The organism is Bacillus cereus group sp. Bce019, from assembly GCF_051781745.1.
Lineage (GTDB): Bacteria > Bacillota > Bacilli > Bacillales > Bacillaceae_G > Bacillus_A > Bacillus_A cereus.
Genome location: NZ_JBPWJX010000015.1, coordinates 71,535 through 93,051 on the forward strand (window position 1 = coordinate 71,535; position 21,517 = coordinate 93,051).

Genomic DNA, 21,517 nt, shown 5'->3' on the forward strand with positions numbered 1-21,517 from the left:
AAATGGGAGACGTTATTGATATATATGGTTTATCACCTTTGCAAAAAGGAATACTGTTTCATACTTTATACGATCAAGATGATGAACATTCTTTTTCCTATATTGTACAAGTAGGTTTCTTGCTCGGGGGGCAATTGGATGTTGCTACTTTTGAAAAAGCTTGGGAATATGTTATTCAACGACATGAGGTTCTGCGCTCAGTATTTGTTTGGGAAGAAGTAGAAAAACCTCTACAAGCAGTTTACGAACGTCTTCCTTTTACTATTCATCAAGAGGATTGGAGTACCTATTCGCATGAGGAGAAGGAGAAGAAATTACAACAGTTTTTGACTGCAGATCGTAGGAAAGGATTTTTATTGGATGAAGCACCATTGATGAGAGTCACTGCGATTAAAGAAGCAAAAGAGGAAACGAGAATTATTTGGACACATCATCATATTTTGCTAGATGGATGGAGTGTGTCATTGGTCTTTAGTGAAGTGATGGAAGTTTATCTCAAGATGATAAAGGGAGAATTGTTGAATCTTCCTAAATCTCTTCCTTATAAAAAATATATTCAATGGATAAATAAACAAGATCAAAGTCAAGCAGAGGAATTTTGGAAAGAAGAATTAAAAGGGTTCTATGCACCCACTCCATTAGCAATGGAAAGAAAGGATCAAGGACAAGAGAAGGGTTATGGAGAGTTTGCTTATCAAGTATCTGAGGAACTTACTGAGAGTTTACAAAAGTGGGTACGAAATAGTCGATTAACGTTGAATACGTTAGTACAAGGTGCATGGGCTTATTTGATGAGTAGGTATAGCGGTGACAGTGACGTCGTATTTGGCGTAACTAGCGCTGGACGTCCTACTGATTTAATAGGAGCAGAGAATATGGTGGGGCTATTTATTAACACATTACCTACCAGAATTCGATTAACGGATAATGCATCAGTAGTAGATTGGCTTCGTAAAATACAGATGAAAGAAATGGAACGAAGACAGTATGAGTATAATTCGTTGATAGATATTCAAGGCTGGAGTGAGGTTCCGCGAAATTGCTCCTTATTTCATACCTTGTATGTGTTTGAAAATTATCCAATTCAAGGTGAGAGAAATGATGATTTAAGATTACTAGATGTTAAAAGCACGGAACAAACAAATTATCCTTTAACACTCATTGTAATGCCCGGTAAGAAAATTACTTTAAAGTTGATGTATGATCGAAGCTATTTTAATGAAGAAGCAATAAATCGGATTCAGAATCACTTATTGCAAATATTAATTCAGATGACGAAGAGCCTAGATTCAAAACTATTTGAAATTACTCATTTAACAGAAGAAGAACAAATACAGTTACTAGAGGAATGGAATCATACTCAAGTTAATTATTCGGCTGAAGGCATGATTCATACGATGTTTGAGGAGCAAGTAAAAAAAACACCGGAAGCAATCGCGGCTAGTTACGAAAATGAACAAATTACCTATAAAGAGTTGGAGAAGCGTGCAAATCAGTTAGCTCATTATTTACAAAAGCATGGTGTAGGCCCAGAGTCTCTAGTTGGGGTATATATGGAACGTTCATTACAAATGATGATAGCGTTATTAGGTATTCTAAAATCAGGAGCAGCGTATGTTCCACTTGACCCTACTTATCCAGAGAGTCGACTTCGATATATATTAGAGGATGCTGGAATCGAAGTACTAGTGACGGAAGAGAATTCTAAAAATTTGTTTGTATCTGAAAATATTGAAACGATTTGTATGAATAAAGATTATACTGCAATTGAAAAAGAAGAAACAACCCCATGTATAAGTGGTGTAACAGGAGAAAATTTAGCGTATGTTATGTATACTTCAGGATCTACAGGGAATCCAAAGGGAGTAATGATTGAGCATCATTCAGTAATTAATTATCTAGAATGGATGCAACATAAATATCCGCTTTCTGAAAAAGATGTGATCTTGCAGAAAACGCCATTCTCATTTGATGTCTCTGTTTGGGAATTGTTTTGGGGCATTCATGTTGGTGCAAGTGTATCTTTCCTACCTCCAGGTGGAGAAAAAGATCCTTCTATTATAGCTGAAGTGATTAAACAACATCAGGTTACTATAGTTCAATTTGTACCTTCGATGTTATCTGTTTTCTTAGATCACTTCAATCATATTGAAATGAACATGAATTGTTCGTCCGTACGCCATGTATTTTCTGGTGGAGAAGAACTAAGTTCAGGGTTAGTTAGACGATTTCAACAGAAATGGAATTATAGTGGACAAGTGAAATTAACCAACTTTTATGGACCAACTGAAGCCACTATTTATGTGAATACATTTGATATTCAGCCTAATCAAGAATTTGTTTCTATTGGGCAGCCAATACAGAACACGCAATTATATGTATTAGACCAAAATCAACGCTTGCAATCAATAGGAACTGAGGGTGAGTTATATATTGGTGGTGCTGGTTTAGCACGTGGATACTTAAATCGTCCGAATCTTACTGCTGAAAAATTCGTTTCGCATCCATATCGATTTGGGGAACGACTATATCGAACAGGAGATTCAGTAAGATATCTAACTGATGGAAATTTAGAATTTATAGGTAGAATGGATCACCAAGTCAAAATGCGTGGTTTTAGGATTGAATTAGGAGAAATTGAAGCGACTTTAGAAAAATGTTCGTTTATTAAAGAGGCTGTCGTATTAGTTAGAGAAGATCGTCCAGGTGATCAACGATTGGTTGCATATGTAATAAGCGATGGAAATACCGAGGAGTGGAGAGAGTATTTACAAAAACAATTACCGACTCATATGATTCCAGCGCACTTTATAGAGTTAGAACACTTCCCGCTTACTCCAAATGGGAAAATTGACCGAAAGGCCTTGCCAGCACCTGATGAGCAAGCTATTGAAGATTTAAATGTGCTACCTCGGACGCCATCGGAAGAGCTTATTGCCTCGGTTTGGGGTCAAGTGTTAGGGATAGAAAATATTAGTATTCAGGATTCCTTCTTTGAACGTGGTGGGCACTCACTACTTGCTACTCAAATCGTCTCTCGATTGCAAGAACTGTTCCAAATTAAAATTCCATTACGTGAACTTTTCAAGCACGATACAGTGGAAGCATTGGCGAAACGAGTGGATCAGTTACGAAAAGAAGATAAAAAACGAGAGGTTGCTCCCCTTGTACCTATGAAACGAGAAGAAGTTATCCCACTTTCCTATGCGCAGAAACGTCTATGGTTTATTAATCAATTAATGCCAAATAGTGCTATGTACAATATTCATGCAGCGTGTCGCTTAACAGGTGAATGGTCAATTGAAGCATTGAAGGTCGGATGGAATCAATTGTTGGAGCGTCATGAATCATTAAGGACGACAATTCTAGAACGAGAGGGTGAACCTTTTCAACAAGTTCAATCTCATGTATTCAGACATATTCCTCAAACGAATCTAACAGATCTCTCTTTGGAAGATAGGGAAAGAGAAATGAAACGACTCATTCAAAACGAAGCTGAGGAACCATTTCATTTTGGACAAGGTCCTCTGATTCGAACACGATTATTGAAAGTGGACAGGGAAGAATGGATTCTCATTTGTACGATGCATCATATTATTTCAGATGGATGGTCAATGGGAATCTTACTTGAAGAATGGATGGCTTTTTATGAAGGAGCATTAAGCGGCAAACCGGCGGAATTGAAGGAGTTATCTATCCAATATGCAGATTTTGTCATGTGGCAGAAGGAATGGCAAAAAGAAGAGAATTTGAATCAGCACCTTCAATATTGGAAGGAAGAATTATCTGGGGAACTACCGGTTTTACAATTACCGATGGATCGTCCTCGACCGGCAGTTCAAACCCATCGTGGTGCAAGTCAGTCCTTAATAGTGGCGAATTCCCTACAGGAAAAGCTCAAAGATTTAAGTCTGCAAGAAGGATGCACTTTATTTATGACATTGATGGCAGCGTATCAAAGCTTCCTTTCTCGTTATACAGGACAGGACGACATTATAGTTGGAAGCCCAATCGCTAATCGAAATGTAAAAGAGATTGAGGGATTAATAGGATTCTTTGCAAACACGTTGGTTTATCGAGCTGATTTCAGTGAAAATCCGACGTTCCAAGAACTTTTGTCGCAGGTAAGAAAAAAAGCGCTAAAAGCATACGAGTATCAGGACATCCCATTTGAGAAAGTGGTAGAATCCGTAAAACCTGAACGGAATACAAGTCATTCACCAATATTCCAAACTATGTTTACTTTACAGAATACGAAACAAGAGTTTGTTCAGCTATCTGAAAGACAAATGGAACTCATGGAAAGCCATGCTTCTGTTGCCAAATTTGATTTGAGTTTATTTGCTTCTGAGACGGAAGAAGGATTATCACTAACCTTTGAATATAATACTGATTTGTTTAATGATACAACCATTGAACGGATGGGAAGTCATTTTAAACATTGGTTAAATCAAATTGTCTCTCATCCAAAATGTGTACTATCAGAACTGAATATGTTATCGAAAGTAGAATATAAGCAACTACTAGAAGAATGGAATAAATCGAGTGTTATAGATATGGAAGAAAGTACGATTCATACAATGTTTGAAGAACAAGTGGAAAAAACACCAGAAGCAATTGCAGTAGTGTGCGAAGATGAAAAACTAACATATCGCGAGTTGGACGAACGCTCGAATCAGTTGGCACATTATTTACAAAAAAATGGTGTAGGTTCCGAATCATTGGTTGGGATTTGCGTTACACGTTCATCCGAGATGATTGTCGGTCTCTTAGGAATTATGAAGGCGGGAGGAGCATATGTCCCAATTGATCCAGCGTATCCGGAAAGTCGACTACAGTACATTTTAGAAGATGCTCAAATAAAGGTACTGGTGACACAGGAAAAGTTACAACAAAAAATGGTTATACCTAAATTCATTGACGTGATTTGTATTGATGGTGATCGAGCAGAAATAGAACAAGAAGTAACTACGGTATGTATGAGTGAAGTGACGGCTGATAACTTAGCCTATATTATCTATACTTCAGGTTCCACTGGAAATCCAAAGGGAGTAATGATTGAGCACAGGAATACAGTAACAATGATTCATTGGGCGCATCACACGTATTCCCGAAAGGAATTAGCGGGAGTGTTAGCTTCAACTTCGCTATCTTTTGATTTATCCGTTTTTGAAGTATTTGTTCCCTTAACGATGGGTGGTAAGGTGATTGTCACTGAAAATGCTTTACATCTAGAGAAGTTGTCTTCCAAAGGTGTAACTTTGGTTAATACTGTGCCATCGGCAGCGAAGGAACTGGTTCGAGCAAAAACAATCCCTTCTTCGGTAAAGGTGATGAATTTGGCTGGAGAACCATTGCCATATTCGCTTGTTCAAGATTTATACGAGAGAAGTACGATTGAAAAGGTGTACAACCTATATGGCCCGTCCGAAGATACTACATATTCCACGTATATGGAATTAGAAAAGGGGGTCATGCATAGGGTACCACCAATTGGTAAACCAATATTCAATACAGAAGTATATGTACTGAGTGCCGAACAAAAAATGGTTCCAATTGGTGTAGTTGGTGAGCTATACATTGGTGGATCAGGATTAGCACGTGGATATTTAAACCGCCCTGACTTAACGCAAAATCGTTTTATATCGCATCCGTTTAAAGAAGGAGAGCGAGTATACCGGACTGGAGATCTAGTAAGGTATTTACCAGATGGAAATTTGGAGTATGTTGGACGAATCGATCATCAAGTAAAAATTCGTGGGTTCCGGATTGAATTAGGAGAAATTGAAGCGGCATTACAAAGGCATACACTAGTTAACGAAGCTATTGTGATGGTGCGGGAAGATTATCCTGGCGATCCACGTTTGATCGCCTATGTTGTAGGAGACGGGGATGCTCAAAAGTGGCGTGATTATCTCAAGGATCAACTACCAAATTATATGATTCCATCCTATTTTGTTGGATTAAATGCATTTCCACTCACTCCTAATGGGAAAATTGATAGGAAGGCTTTACCAGCACCAGAGAGACAGGAGATAGCAAGTGGTTATATTGCTCCTCGTACGTCTACGGAAAAAACAATTGTTTCGATATGGCATGAAGTTTTAGGTATGGAAAACATCGGAATTCAAGATTCATTTTTTGAAATTGGTGGCCATTCACTACTCGCTACGCAAGCTGTTTCCAATCTTAAAGAGGCTTTTGGAATCGAGATACCATTGCATGATTTATTTATGTTTCATACGGTGCAGCAATTGGCAGAACAGATTGATCAATTGCTCTATAACAAAAATCAAGAAATGCAGAATGATAGTAAGGAGAATGTAAGTCTTCAAGACTATATTCAAAAAGAAGCAGAAGTCAGTAATGATGAAGAATTATTAGAACTGCTTAAGCAATTAGAAGAGCTATCAGAGGAAGAAGCACATGGGATATTCGAGAGTAATTTGATTGAGGAAGGGGTAAAAAAATGAGAAGTGATTTACTTGCAAAGCTGAGTTCACTTTCTCCTGAGAAGAGAGCATGGCTTCAGAAGCAAATGCAAAAAAAGGAGAATAAAGAAGCACTCCCGTTGTCTTATGCACAACAACGTTTGTGGTTTATGGACAGATTTAACCCAAACAGTTCTTTATATAATATTCCAACAGTATGGCATCTAAAAGGAAATTGGATACCTGAAGCATTAGAGAAGGGATTCAATCGACTCATTGAACGTCATGAATCATTACGAACTGTTTTTAAAGAAATAGGAGAACAGCCTGTGCAACAAATTGTCGAATTCCTTCCTAGCGCATTACCTGTAAGGGATTACTCTCAACTTCCTCTAGAAGTAAAAGAAAAAGAGGTAGATAGTTTAATTGCGAGAGAAGCGCAAGAACCATTTGATTTAATGAATGGTCCTTTAATTCGTAATCAGCTTGTTCAATTAGAGAAGGATGAATGGTTATTACTGTGTACGATGCATCATATTATTTCTGATGCTTGGTCCATTGGTATATTCATGAATGAATGCCTTGCTTTCTATGAAGAAGAAACAGGCGGAAATCCTGCTAAATTAAGTTCATTATCTATTCAATATGCAGACTTTGCGAAGTGGCAAAAGGAGTGGTTGCAAGGTGATGTACTAAATCGTCAGCTTACGTATTGGCAGGAAGAATTGTCTGGTGAGCTTCCTATCTTACAACTGCCAGTGGATCGACCTCGACCGGTTAAGCAGACTTACTCTGGGGCTGCGCATCACGTGATTTTTCCTTATAAATTGCTCAGTCAATTGAAGGATATAAGTCGACAAGAAGGATCCACTTTATTTATGACTTTAATGGCCGCATACCAGAGCTTTCTCGCTCGTTATACGGGACAAAAAGATATTCTAGTTGGTAGCCCGATTGCAAATCGGAACCATAAGGGAGTAGAAGGATTAATTGGTTTCTTTGTTAATACATTGGTTTATCGATCAGATTTGAGTGGCACCCCTACTTTTCGGGAGATTTTGAACCAAACAAAGAAAAAGGCGTTAAAAGCTTATGAATATCAAGATATACCATTTGAAAAAGTGGTAGAAGCTGTGCAACCTGAACGAAGCATGAGTCATTCCCCTATATTTCAGACCATGTTTACGCTACAGAATATAAAACAAGAACGACTAGATTTGCCTGATAGAAGTATTGAAATGGTAGAAAGTAATATGTCTATTGCTAAATTTGATTTGAGCTTAACTGCCTATGAAGTGGAAGAAGGTCTATTCGTCTCATTTGAATACAACACGGATTTATTTGATAGTAGTACCATTGCACGTATGGCAGGACATTTTGAGAACTGGCTAAATGAAATCACGTATCATCCAGATGAATCATATACAAAGCTGTCAATGTTATCGGATACTGAGCGAAAACAACTCCTAGAAGAATGGAATGATACGGACGTAGTTTATGGTCATGATTGTATGATTCATGAGCTATTTGAGCAGCAAGTTGCACGGACACCTGATGCAGTGGCGGTAGTTTATGAGGGTGGAAAGCTAACGTATCAAGAACTAAATGAAAAATCGAATCAATTGGCACATTTTCTACAAAAACGAGGTATCGGACCTGAATCATTGGTTGGTATATGTATTGAACGTTCTCCTGATATGATTATCGGTCTCTTTGGGATTTTGAAGGCAGGTGGGGCTTATGTCCCACTGGACCCAAGTTATCCCGAAAACCGCCTGAGATATATTTTGGAGAATTCACAAATTCAAGTGCTGTTAACAAAAGAAACACTACAGGACTGGTTACCTAAAGATATTCAAGCAATTTGTTTAGACCGGGATCAAGTGATGATTTCTAAAGAGAGTAATTTAGCTCCGGTAAGTGGAGTAACAGCAAATAACTTAGCCTATATCATATACACTTCGGGTTCGACGGGAAATCCAAAGGGGGTAATGATTGAACATCATTCCGTTATCAACCGTCTACAGTGGATGCAGAAAAAATACCCATTGTCCGAGGAGGATACAATCCTACAAAAGACACCGTTCTCATTTGATGTTTCTGTCTGGGAATTATTTTGGTGGTCATTTGTAGGAGCACGTGTTTGTTTACTTCCACCAGGAGGAGAGAAAGATCCTGCGGTGATTGAGGAGTATATTGAACGATATCGTGTGTCCACCATGCACTTTGTTCCGTCGATGTTATCTACTTTCTTAGATTATATGGAACTATATAATTCGAAAAGGGATGTATCGTCTTTAATTCAAGTTTTTACTAGTGGAGAAGCGTTAAACACTGAGCAGGTTCGCCGGTTTAAGGGGATCTTTTACAATGTTCAGCAAACAAAGTTAATTAACTTGTATGGTCCTACTGAAGCAACTGTGGATGTGACTTATTATGATTGTGATTTAGAAAAAGAAGCAATGCTTATTCCGATTGGTCGTCCGATTGATAATACAGAGTTGTATGTGCTAGATCAATATCAACAAGTGGTCCCGATTGGTGTGGCAGGGGAACTTTACCTTGGAGGAGTAGGATTGGCACGTGGCTACTTCAATCGACCGGATTTAACTACTGAACGTTTTATTCCGCATCCTTTTAAGGATGGGGAACGATTATATCGAACGGGTGACTTGGTGAGATATATGAATGATCGTAACTTAGAATATATTGGAAGAATAGATAACCAAGTTAAAATTAGAGGATTCCGAATTGAATTGGGAGAAATTGAAGCAGCTTTACATGATCACTCATCTGTAAAAGAGGCAGTCGTGTTGGTGAAGGAAGATCGACCAGGAGATAAGCAGTTAGTAGCTTATGTAGTGGGTGAAGGGGATATTGGAGAGTGGCGTGAATATCTCAAGAAGCAACTGCCACATTATATGGTTCCGGCATACTTTTTCAAAATTGAAGGTATGCCACTCACTCCAAATGGTAAGGTGAATCGGAAAGCCTTACTGGAATTAGAAGAACAGTTCATAAGTGAAGATATTACTTCATCACGAACACCAGTGGAGGAGCTTATCGTTTCCGTTTGGAGCCAAGTGTTAGGAATAAAAAATATTAATGTTCAGGATTCCTTTTTTGAAATCGGTGGTCATTCACTACTAGCTACTCAAGTAGTTTCACGTTTACAGGGAATTTTTCAAATTGAATTACCAGTACGTGAACTATTTGAATATACAACGGTGGAGTCACTGGCAAAGCGATTAGATCAGTTACGTAAAGGAGATAAAAAACGAGAGATTCCGCCGCTGATACCAATGAAACGAGGAGAAGCTATCCCACTATCTTATGCCCAACAACGCTTATGGTTCATTGATCAATTTACACCTAATAGTGCCCTTTACAATATACCAATGGTATGCCGCCTTACAGGGAATTGGCTACTTGAAGCATTGGAAACGGGATGGAATCAACTAATAGAACGTCATGAATCACTGCGGACGGTCTTTCACGAAGTGAACGGTCAACCCGTACAGCAAATTGAACCGTATGCTTTTCAATCAATTCCGAAAACGGATTTAACTATGCTTTCTTCTGAAGACCGAGAAGAAGAAGTTAAACGTTTGATTCAACAAGAAACAGAAGTGCCATTTGATTTAACAGAGGGTCCATTAATCAGGGCAAGTATTTTGCATGTGGGAGAGGAAGAATGGATACTCCTTTGTACTCTACATCATATCATTTCAGATGGATGGTCAATGGGAATCCTACTTGAAGAATGGATGGCATTTTATGAGAAAGCAACGGATGGAAAGGTAGCGGAACTTGAACCATTACCGGTTCAATATGCAGACTTTGCTCAGTGGCAAAAAGGATGGCTAAAGGAGGAGGTGCTTGATCAACAACTCCAATATTGGAGGGAAGAATTGTCTGGGGAGCTTCCTGTACTCCAACTTCCTATGGATCGCCCGCGTCCCGCAATACAAACACATCACGGGTCGACATACACTCTGGTTCTGCCAAGCAGGCTACATGATAAATTGAATGAACTTAGTCGAAAAGAAGGGGCTACACTCTTCATGACGCTTTTAGCTGCATATCAAAGTTTTCTATCTCGTTATACGGGACAAGAAGATATTCTGGTCGGAAGCCCAATTGCGAATCGGAATTATAGAGAAATTGAAGGACTAATTGGTTTCTTCGTTAACACGCTGGTTTATCGAGCTAATTTGAGTGGTAGGCCGACATTTCAAGATGTACTATATCAGGTTCGTCAAAAGGCATTGAAGGCGTATGAATATCAAGATATTCCATTTGAAAAAATTGTAGAAGTTGTACAACCGGAACGAAGTACAAGTCATTCGCCAATCTTCCAGACTATGTTCATCTTGCAAAATATGAAACAAGAGTTTCCGATGTTATCTAGTAGAAGTATTGAAATGATAGAAAGCCATAGTCCAATTGCAAAGTTTGATTTAAGTGTAATGGCAGCTGAGACGGAAGAGGGATTACTTTTTACTTTTGAGTACAATAAGGATTTATTCAATGCTACTACTATTGAACGGATGGCAGGACACTTTGAGAAATGGCTACATGAAGTTTCTCATCGCCCACAAAATCCGTTGCATGACCTGAGCATGCTATCAGAATCCGAGCGTACTTTGTTATTAGAAACATGGAATGACACTGTAATGGAAATGTCTCATCAGGGTCTTATTTGCGACAGATTTGAGGAGCAAGTAGCAAGGCGTCCGGATGCGATTGCGGTAGTTGATCAAACAAAACAGTGGACTTATGGTGAACTGGATACACAAGCAAATCAGTTGGCAAATGTTTTACGGCGAAAGGGAGTAGCCCCAGAGTCAGTGGTAGGAGTTTATCTTCCGAGGTCAGCTGAGCTGATGGCAAGTTTACTGGGCATTTTAAAAGCTGGTGGAGCTTATGTCGTTTTAGATCCGTTGTATCCAAAATCAAGGTTAGAATACATGATTGAAGATGCAGGAATTCAATTTGTAGTGACGGCGGAAGGACAAGAAGGACATTTCGCACACGTCGAAATGGTGAGGTTAGAAGAATTAACGGTGGAAAGCGTAATCGCACCTACACGTCAAATAAATCCAGAGAACTTAGCCTATATTGTCTATACCTCTGGTTCTACAGGAAAACCGAAGGGTGTCATGGTTGAATATCGCTCATTAATGAATATGGTTTCTTGGCATCAGGAAGTTTATCATATTTCAGCAGAGGATCGTGCGACTCAGATTGCAGGGGTTGCTTTTGATTCGGCTGTCCAGGAGATTTGGCCGTATCTAACTGCTGGCGCAGCACTCTACTTGTCAACAGAGGAACTGAGAATTAATCCAGAAGCACTAAGGGACTGGCTCATTGATTCACGAATAACAGCTAGCTTTGCACCTACGCCTATTCTGGAAAGGCTCTTGAAATTATCTTGGCCAGATAAAACGGATCTTCGTTTTATCATTACTGGTGGGGATCAATTAACGCAGTATCCATCTAACGATATTCCTTTTGCGGTAATTAATCAGTATGGGCCATCGGAAAATACCGTTGTTACCACAGATTGTTATGTACCTGTAGGAGTGACAACAGGTACGCCATCGATTGGTCGACCGATTGCGAATACAGAAGTTTATGTGTTAGATTCTCATCTTCAGCTAGTACCAATTGGTGTAATTGGAGATCTCTATATTGGAGGGAAGAATCTTGCACGTGGATATGCTAATCGTCCGGATCTTACAAAGGAAAAATTTATTCCACATCCTTTCAAGTCAGGAGAACGTCTCTATTATACAGGAGACAAAGCAAGTTATCTTTCTGATGGTAATCTCCAGTTCCATGGCCGTATAGATGACCAAGTGAAAATTCGTGGTTTCCGGATTGAATTGGGAGAAATAGAAGCTGTTTTGCAGGCACATTCTTCTGTGAAAGAAGCAGTTGTATTGGTACGAGAGGATAATCAAGGTGACAAGAGATTAGTAGCTTATGTAGTTGGTGAAGGAAGTGTACATGAATGGCGAGAACATCTACAAACACATTTACCAAATTACATGGTTCCAACAAACTTTATTGAGATGGAATTTTTACCACTTACACCGAATGGAAAGCTTGATTTGAAGGCATTGCCTATACTTAGTGAACAATCCGCTGAAAATACTGTATACCCAAGAACTCCGCTGGAAGAACTTATTGCTTCAGTGTGGAGTCAAGTGCTAGGAATAAGAGACATTGATGTTCAGGATTCTTTCTTTGAGCTCGGTGGTCACTCTCTACTTGCTACACAAGTGGTCTCACGCTTACAGGAAGTCTTTCAAATCAAATTGCCAGTACGTGAACTGTTCGAATATTCAACGGTCGAGGCATTATCGAAACGAATAGATCAGTTACGTAAGGGGAGCGAAAAACGAGAAATTCCACCATTGATGCCGATGGAACGAGGGGGAAATATTCCACTGTCTTATGCCCAACAGCGCTTATGGTTTATTGATCAATTTGCACCTAATAGTGCACTTTATAATATGCCAATGGCATGCCGTCTTACAGGGAATTGGTTACCTGAGGCATTGGAGTTGGGATGGAATCAGTTGATAGAGCGTCATGAATCTTTGCGGACTGTATTTTATGAAGAGGATGGCCATCCTATGCAGCGGATTCAACCGTACGTTTTCCGTCCGCTTCTGCAAATGGACTTAACTAAGCTTTCATTAGAGGAGCGAGAAAGAAAGTTGGAGCAATGGATTCAAACTGAAGTCGAATCTCCATTTGATTTAGAAAAAGGGCCATTGTTCCGTGGGAAACTCATAAGAATTTCAGAAGAAGAATGGGTTCTTCTGTGTAATATGCATCATATTATCTCAGATGGATGGTCGATGGAAATCTTACTTCAAGAATGGATGGCATTTTATGAGAATGCGATTGGTGAAAAACAAGCAGAGCTGGAACCACTACCAGTTCAATATGCCGATTTTGCTCAGTGGCAAAGAGAATGGTTGAAAGATGAAGTACTATATCAACAACTTGCGTATTGGAAGGAAGAATTATCCGGTGAGTTACCAGTCTTAATGTTGCCAATGGATCGTCCGTGTCCGCCAGTGCAAACCCACCATGGATTAACTCATAATGTTTTGTTATCGCGCTCATTACTGGATAAATTAAACGAACTAAGTCGTCAAGAAGGGGCCACACTTTTCATGACCTTATTGGCATCGTATCAAAGTTTCCTTGCTCGTTATACGGGACAAACGGATATTATTGTTGGCAGCCCAATTGCAAATCGAAATTATCGAGAAATTGAAGGGCTGATTGGTTTCTTTGTCAATACATTGGTTTATCGAGCTGATTTAAGTAATGCTCCGGCATTTCAAGAGTTGTTGTCTCAAGTGAGGATAAAAGCATTGAAGGCGTATGAGTATCAAGATGTTCCGTTTGAGAAAATTGTAGAGGTTATCCAACCTGAACGAAATACAAGCCATTCTCCGATTTTCCAAACCATGTTTACTTTGCAAAATACGGGACAGAAGCTACCAGAACTACATGGAAGAAATATAGAAGTAATAGAAAGTAATGCTCCTATCGCTAAGTTTGATTTAAGTTTAACTGCTGCAGAAGTGGAAGAGGGTTTATTACTTACTTTTGTTTATAGAACTGATTTATTTGACAGCTTAACTATTGAATCCATGGCTGAACATTTTGGGAACTGGTTGAATGTAATCGTGGAGAATCCTGATAAATCATTAGCTAAGTTGCCTATATTGTCAGGATTACAGCAAAAACAGTTGGAGGAGTGGAATAATGATGCTGTAGCATATCCACAGGAAAGTACGATTCATCAGCTGTTTAAAGAGCAAGTAAATCGTACACCTGATGCGGTAGCAGTGGTAGATGAAAAACAGAAGTTAACGTATCGAGAGCTGAATGAAAAAGCTAATCAATTGGCCCACTATCTTCAGCAATGCGGAATTGGGAATGAATCATTGGTTGGACTTTGCTTTGAGCGTTCAGTTGAGATGATTGTTAGTATTATGGGGATTTGGAAGGCTGGAGCAGCCTATGTTCCATTAGACCCATCATATCCAGAGAGTCGTCTACGATATATTTTGGAGGACACTGGAATTCAAGTATTAGTTACGAACGAGTCATTGGAAGACTGGATACCTAAAGAAATCAAGATAGTTTGTCTAGATAGGGATCAAGCAATGATTTCACAAGAAAGCATTCTTTCACCAAAATGTGAAGTAACAGGAGAAAACTTAGCGTATGTTATCTATACTTCAGGATCAACGGGGAATCCAAAGGGTGTCTTGATACAGCATCATTCTGTACTAAACTTGTCGCATGGTTTACAAAAAGAGGTTTTCGAACATGAGATACCATCTAACATGCATGTCGGTTTAAATGCGTCAATTGCCTTTGATGCATCTATCCAGCAATTACAAATGCTGCTTTATGGTTCAAGTTTGTATATTATTCCGAATGAAGTACGAAGTGATCCGGAGCAGTTTGTAGCTTATATTAGGGAGAACAAGTTAGAAATCTTTGATATAACACCTTCATTGCTTCAATTACTTATAGATGCCGGATTGTTAGAAACGTGCGATGGCGTTCATGTTCCAAGTAAGGTACTGGTTGGTGGTGAAGCAATTATGCCGTCATTATGGGAACAGCTAGTAGAGACTGATAAAATACAGTTTTATAATGTATATGGTCCTACAGAATGTACGGTTGATGCAACATGCTATCATATCAAAAAAGATAGTAAGAGAGTAACAATTGGGCGTCCATTGCCTAACGTCCAAACTTATGTATTAGATAGTAATAGGTTGCTAGTTCCAGTTGGTGTGATGGGGGAACTTTATATCGGAGGAGTAGGTCTAGCAAAGGGGTACTTGAATCGTCCAGAGTTAACATCCGAACGATTTATTTCTCATCCATTCAAAGAAGGCGAGAGGTTATATAGAACAGGCGATCTTGTGAGATATCTTCCTGATGGTAATATAGACTACTTAGGAAGAATGGATAATCAAGTGAAGATTAGAGGATTTCGAATCGAACTTGGGGAGATTGAGTCGACTTTACAAGAGCATGACTTGGTAAAAGAGGTAGTTGTAATAGTTAGGGAAAATCAGTCGGGAGATAAGAGGTTAGTAGCTTATGTAGTGGGCGAAGGTAGTGTAGAAGAATGGCGAGAGTATCTTAAAACAAAACTGCCAATCCATATGATACCTTCCTACTTTGTCGAAATGAAAGAATTACCGCTAACCATAAATGGAAAAGTTGATCGGAAATCGTTACCTATACCAGATTATCAAGGAATACAAGAAGGCTACGCAGCACCAAGAAATGAACGTGAACATAAGCTTTCTATCATTTGGGAACGTGTGCTAGGTTCAAAACGTATTGGTATTTATGATAACTTTTTTGAAATTGGTGGAGATTCAATTCTTAGCATTCAGATTGTCTCTCGCGCAAAGCAAGCTGGTTTACAGTTGACACCAAAACAACTATTTGAACACCAAACGATTGCTGAGTTAGCGCAAGTAGTCAAAGAAGAACAAGGTGTACAAGCTGAACAAGGAATTATAACTGGAGAGACGATACTTACACCTATTCAGCAAAGGTTTTTTGCGCAAAATCATCCTAATCCACATCATTGGAATCAATCCATGTTCTTTAGAACGAAAGAAAAATTGGACATAGGATCACTGGAAAAGGCAGCGCGTAACCTTCTACTTCATCATGATGCCCTGCGTTTAAGATATGAACGTTTACCTAATGGGACTTGGGAACAGTGGAATGAAGGAATTGAAGAACAATTGATGCTGACTGTCATTTCATTAGACGAAGTGCCGGAAGCGGATTGGCATGAAGTTATTCAAAAAGAGATTAATGTTGCACAAGAAAGATTGAATTTACATGATGGTCCTTTAATGAGAATGGTGTATTTTGATGAAGGTGAGGAGACTGGTCGATTATTTTGGACAATTCATCACTTAGCCGTGGATGGTGTTTCTTGGCGGATTTTATTGGAAGATTTGCAAACAGCATATACGCAAGCGGTCCAAGGGCAAAAAATTCAATTACCTATGAAGAGTACATCTTTTAAAGAATGGTCGGAGAAATTACATCATTACGCTGAAACTGAACTATCAAAAGAAGTGCTACATTACTGGGAGCAGCAGGTTGAACAAGACGTAGTTATACTGCCAGTAGATGGTACTATAAGTAATCCAGTAAGCGCAGTAACTGAGGAAATTACTGTGGTGTTAAACGAGAATGAGACCCGTATGTTATTGCAAGAGACTTTAAGCACTCACCGTGTCCAAATCAATGAAGTATTATTAGCAGCATTGGTACAAGCTACAGCAGCATGTACGGGGCAGCCGATATTAAGCGTAGATTTAGAGGGACATGGTCGAGAAGAGATTATTGAAGATGTTGATTTATCGAGAACCGTGGGATGGTTTACAAGTATTTACCCAGTTCATTTAAATATTACTAATGCTAATACGCCAATTGCAGCATTAAAAGCAGTTAAAGAACAAGTTCGCAAAATTCCTAATAAGGGTGTTGATTATGGGGTGTTGCGTTACATGAACACAACAATGTGTGAGCCATTAAGCTCCCAATATACACCGTCTATTAGTTTTAACTATCTTGGACAATTTGACCAAATGTTTTCTAGCGATGCAATGTTTATTCCAGAGAACGAATTTAAGCGTTTAGATCATGCTGCCGGTTCCAAGCGATCGCATGTAATTGATGTAATTGGGGTTGTAACGGATGGAAAACTTCAGTTCACTTGGGTATACAATGTTGGACAATTTGCCAAATCAACGATTCAAAGTATTGCACAGAATATGCTATATCAACTGAGTAGATTGATTCAATCTTCAGATAGAGAATCTGCACTGACCATTTCGGATTTTGCAATGGCTAATCTTAGCCAAGAAGGTTTGACAAATGTACTAAATAAAATGCATCGTGGAAAGAAAAATCAGATTACTGATTTATATCCACTATCACCTTTGCAAGAAGGTATGATCTTCCACACATTGCATGATCAAGGGGATGAACATGTTGCACCGTATATAGTGCAATTGAGTTTTATGATTCAAGGGGAAATGGATATTCCTACTTTTGAGCAGGCGTGGAAATCTGTAATTCAGCGGCATGAAATTTTTCGTACAGCATTTGTATGGGACGAAATTGAAGAACCTGTACAAGTGGTGTATGAAAATATCCCATTTAAAGTGAACAAAGAAGACTGGCGTACAATGACAAGTGAAGAGATAGAGGAAAAAAGAAAAGTCTTTTTGGCATTAGATCGAAAACAAGCCTTCCAATTTGATGAAGCACCATTGATGCGGGTAACAGTCATTCAAGAAGGTGAGGAAGAATATCGGATTGTTTGGACACATCACCATATTTTACTGGATGGATGGAGTTTACCATTAGTATTTAATGAATTACTTACAGTCTATCAGAAGAGAATGAATGGAGAAGCTGTGAAGTTACCTAAGTCCTCACCATATAAGAAATATATCCAATGGTTAAGAGAGCAAGATAAGGAGCAGGCGGAACAATTTTGGAGAGAGAAGCTAAAAGGTTTTACTGCGCCAACTTTGCTGGGCTTAGAAAGTAAAGAGGAAGAAAAAGGTTACACAGAGAAGGTTACGTATTTATCAGAAGAGCAGACTCAAGCGTTACAAGGATGGGCGAAACGCAATAAACTTACTTTGAGTACAGTAATTCAAGGTGCATGGGCATATCTCATGAGCCGATATAGTGGAGAAAATGACATTGTTTTTGGTGTAACAAGCTCAGGGCGTTCTACGGAGATTATTGATGTTGAAAACATCGTAGGTCCTTTCATTACAACGTCACCGACGCGAATTCAATTGATGGATGATATAAAATTAATAGATTGGTTGCAGAAGATACAAGAGGAAGAGATAGAAAGAAGACAATATGAGTATGCTTCTTTGACAGAGATTCAGGGGTGGAGTGAAGTTCCTAGAGGAATACCGCTGTTCAATAGTTTATATGTGTTTGAAAATTATCCAGTGAAAGAGGAGTCTTCAGAAAATCTGGAAATTGGTGAATTGGAAGGGGTAGAACAAACCCACTACCCATTAGGGTTAGCTGTAGTTCCAGGAATCCAGTTATCGTTAAAGTTAATGTATGACCGTAGTAAGTTTAATAGAGTAACCATTGAACGAATGCTGGGTCATTTACACCAAGTGTTAATGCAAATGCTCAAAAACATTGATCAAAATCTATCGGAGCTAGTATATATTACGGAAGCTGAACAAAGAAAGCTATTGGAAGAATGGAATAATAATACTATATCCTATCCACGTGAGAATGCAATTCATCAACTATTCGAAGAGCAAGTAAATCGTACGCCTGACGCGTTGGCAGTGGTAGATGAAAAACAGCAACTAACATATCGAGAGCTGAATGAAAGAGCTAATCAATTAGCCCATCATTTACAGAAATGTGGAATTGGGACAGAGTCATTAGTTGGCCTTTGCTTTGAGCGTTCAGTTGAGATGGTTGTTGGTCTCATGGGAATTTGGAAGGCTGGAGCAGCCTATGTTCCATTAGATCCATCGAATCCGGAAAGCCGCCTGCAATATATTTTAGAAGACACGGGAATTAGAGTGTTAGTTACAAATGAGGTATTACTAGGATGGATACCTAAAGACATCAAGACAGTTTGCCTAGATAGGGACCAAGCAATGCTTTCTCAAGAAAGCAAACTTTCACCAATATGTGAGGTAACAGGGGAAAACTTAGCGTATGTTATCTATACTTCTGGTTCGACAGGGAATCCAAAGGGGGCTTTAGTACAGCACCATTCTGTAATAAACCTATCCTATGGTTTACAAAAAGAAGTTTTCTCACATGACATACCTAGTAATATGCGCGTCGGTTTGAATGCGTCAATTGCCTTTGATGTATCTATTCAGCAATTACAAATGCTGCTGTATGGTTCAAGTTTATATATTATCCCAAGTGAAGTTCGCACTAATCCGGAACGATTTGTGTCTTATATTAGGGAGAATAAATTGGAAATGTTTGATATGACACCTTCATTACTTCAATTACTTATAGATGGAGGATTACTAGAAACAAGTGCTGATGTTCATGTACCAAGTAAGATATTAGTCGGTGGTGAAGCAATCATGCCGTCATTATGGAAACAGCTAGTAGAGACTGAAAAAATTGATTTTTATAACGTATACGGTCCTACAGAATGTACGGTTGATGCAACGTGTTATCATATCGAAACAGATAGTAAGAGAGTTACAATTGGACGTCCGTTGCCGAACGTTCAAACTTATGTATTAGATAAAAATTTGTTACCTGTTCCAGTTGGTGTAACAGGTGAGTTATATATTGGTGGTGCAGGTATAGCGCGCGGATACTTGAATCGTCCAGAATTAACAACAGAGCGATTCATCCGTCATCCATTTAATGAAGAAGAGCGTTTATATCGTACGGGAGATTTGGTTCGTTATTTACCTGATGGTAATTTAGATTACTTGAGAAGAATTGATAATCAAGTGAAAATTAGGGGCTTTCGTATTGAACTTGAAGAGATTGAAGCGAGTATAGAGAGGCATCCATTGGTAAAAGAAGCAGTAGTTTTGGTAACAGAGGATAAATTAGGAGAGCAGAGATTGGTTGCTTATGTAGTTGGAGATGGAAGTATGCATGACTGGCGTGAATATCTCAAGACACAAGTACCGAATTATATGGTTCCCGCATACTTTATAAAGGTAGACAAGATCCCTCTTACACCGAATGGAAAAGTTGATCGAAAGGCATTGAACAGTTTAACAATTCAAAGAGAAAATAATTTGTCTACACCAATCATTCCAAGGAATGAAATTGAATATCAGTTGATTAAAATCTGGCAGGATGTGTTACAGATAGAAGATGTCTATGTAAATGATGATTTCTTTAATAGAGGGGGACATTCTCTCCTTGTAATTAAATTGATTTCAAAAATTAAGGAGAAGTTTGGAAAAGAGATTAAGGTGTCTACATTGATTAAGAATCCAACATTGGAAGGAATCGCATGCCTTATTCGTGATAAGCATGATATGACAAAATCTGTATCAGCGCTGGTTCCACTACAAGAATCAGAGAAAAGACCTTTCTTCTGTGTTCATCCGTTTATGGGGAATGTATTCTGTTACATTCAACTAGCAAGATTACTTAAGAACCATTGTTCATTTTATGGTTTACAGAATCCTCTTATAGAAAAGGGAGAAATTGATGAATTGACCTTGCCGGAAGTAATTCAACTTTACATTGAAGAAATCAAACGTGTTCAGCCAGAAGGTCCATATCGTCTTGGAGGATGGTCTTTAGGCGGTGCGATTGCTTATGAAATCGCAACTGTACTAAAGAATCAAGGTGAGGAAGTTGAGTTGTTGATACTAATGGATACTAAAGTACCTTCAGAGCAGGACTATAAAACAACGGAGGATATGCTCACATATATATATGAGCATTTCATTTCTAGAGATTTTACTGAGCGGGGGGAAGGCCTCTTCCATGAACAAGATATGCTTGTAGAGCGATTAATTATGGAAGGAGTACTCCCGCCTGATGCAGATCTTATGAATTTGAAGCAAGTTATCAATGCTCATAGGAAATGCCTGAACATAATGGCAGATCATGATTTAATACCATACTCTGGAGAAGTTCTCTATTTTAGTGCTGAGGAAGGAAAAGAGTTGTTTACAGATTGGGGACCTTTATTAAAAGGAAGAGTAAATAAGTATTCTGTCCCTGGATCACATGAGGAAATAGTAGACTTCCCCGCAGTTGAAAAGATAGCTAAGTACCTATTAAATGAATTTGAAGGGATAAAAGAAACATCCCTTTCATTAACTGAAAAGTAGAGAGTGCAAAAGATGCAACGCTATGAACGAAAAGGGCAGCCCAATAACTGCAAATAAAGTGTAGGCAATAATGAACATATCAAGAGTATTACTTTTTAAGAGGATAATGTAAAAAGTAATTGGTAGAGACATAGAAATCTTTGTAATAGAAGCGAATGTCTGATG

Annotated in this window: 2 protein-coding genes; both read left to right on the forward strand. The window is 38.7% G+C overall.

Features of this window, described 5'->3' with window-relative positions:
- Window positions 1–2 precede the first annotated feature (2 nt).
- Window positions 3–6,473, forward strand: a complete 6,471-nt coding sequence (locus ACS2QP_RS19270) for an amino acid adenylation domain-containing protein (RefSeq protein WP_438882741.1) — start codon at window positions 3–5, stop codon at window positions 6,471–6,473.
- A complete protein-coding gene (locus ACS2QP_RS19275; protein WP_438882742.1) occupies window positions 6,470–21,352 on the forward strand; it encodes a non-ribosomal peptide synthase/polyketide synthase in 14,883 nt (4,960 codons plus the stop codon). The genes ACS2QP_RS19270 and ACS2QP_RS19275 overlap by 4 nt, the downstream gene beginning before the upstream one ends.
- Window positions 21,353–21,517: the final 165 nt, after the last annotated feature.

Excerpts from the sequence above, each read along its gene's own strand:
- ACS2QP_RS19270 (WP_438882741.1), top strand. The coding sequence starts at position 3 with ATGGGAGACGTTATTGATATATATGGTTTATCACCTTTGCAAAAAGGA.
- ACS2QP_RS19275 (WP_438882742.1), top strand. The coding sequence starts at position 6,470 with ATGAGAAGTGATTTACTTGCAAAGCTGAGTTCACTTTCTCCTGAGAAG.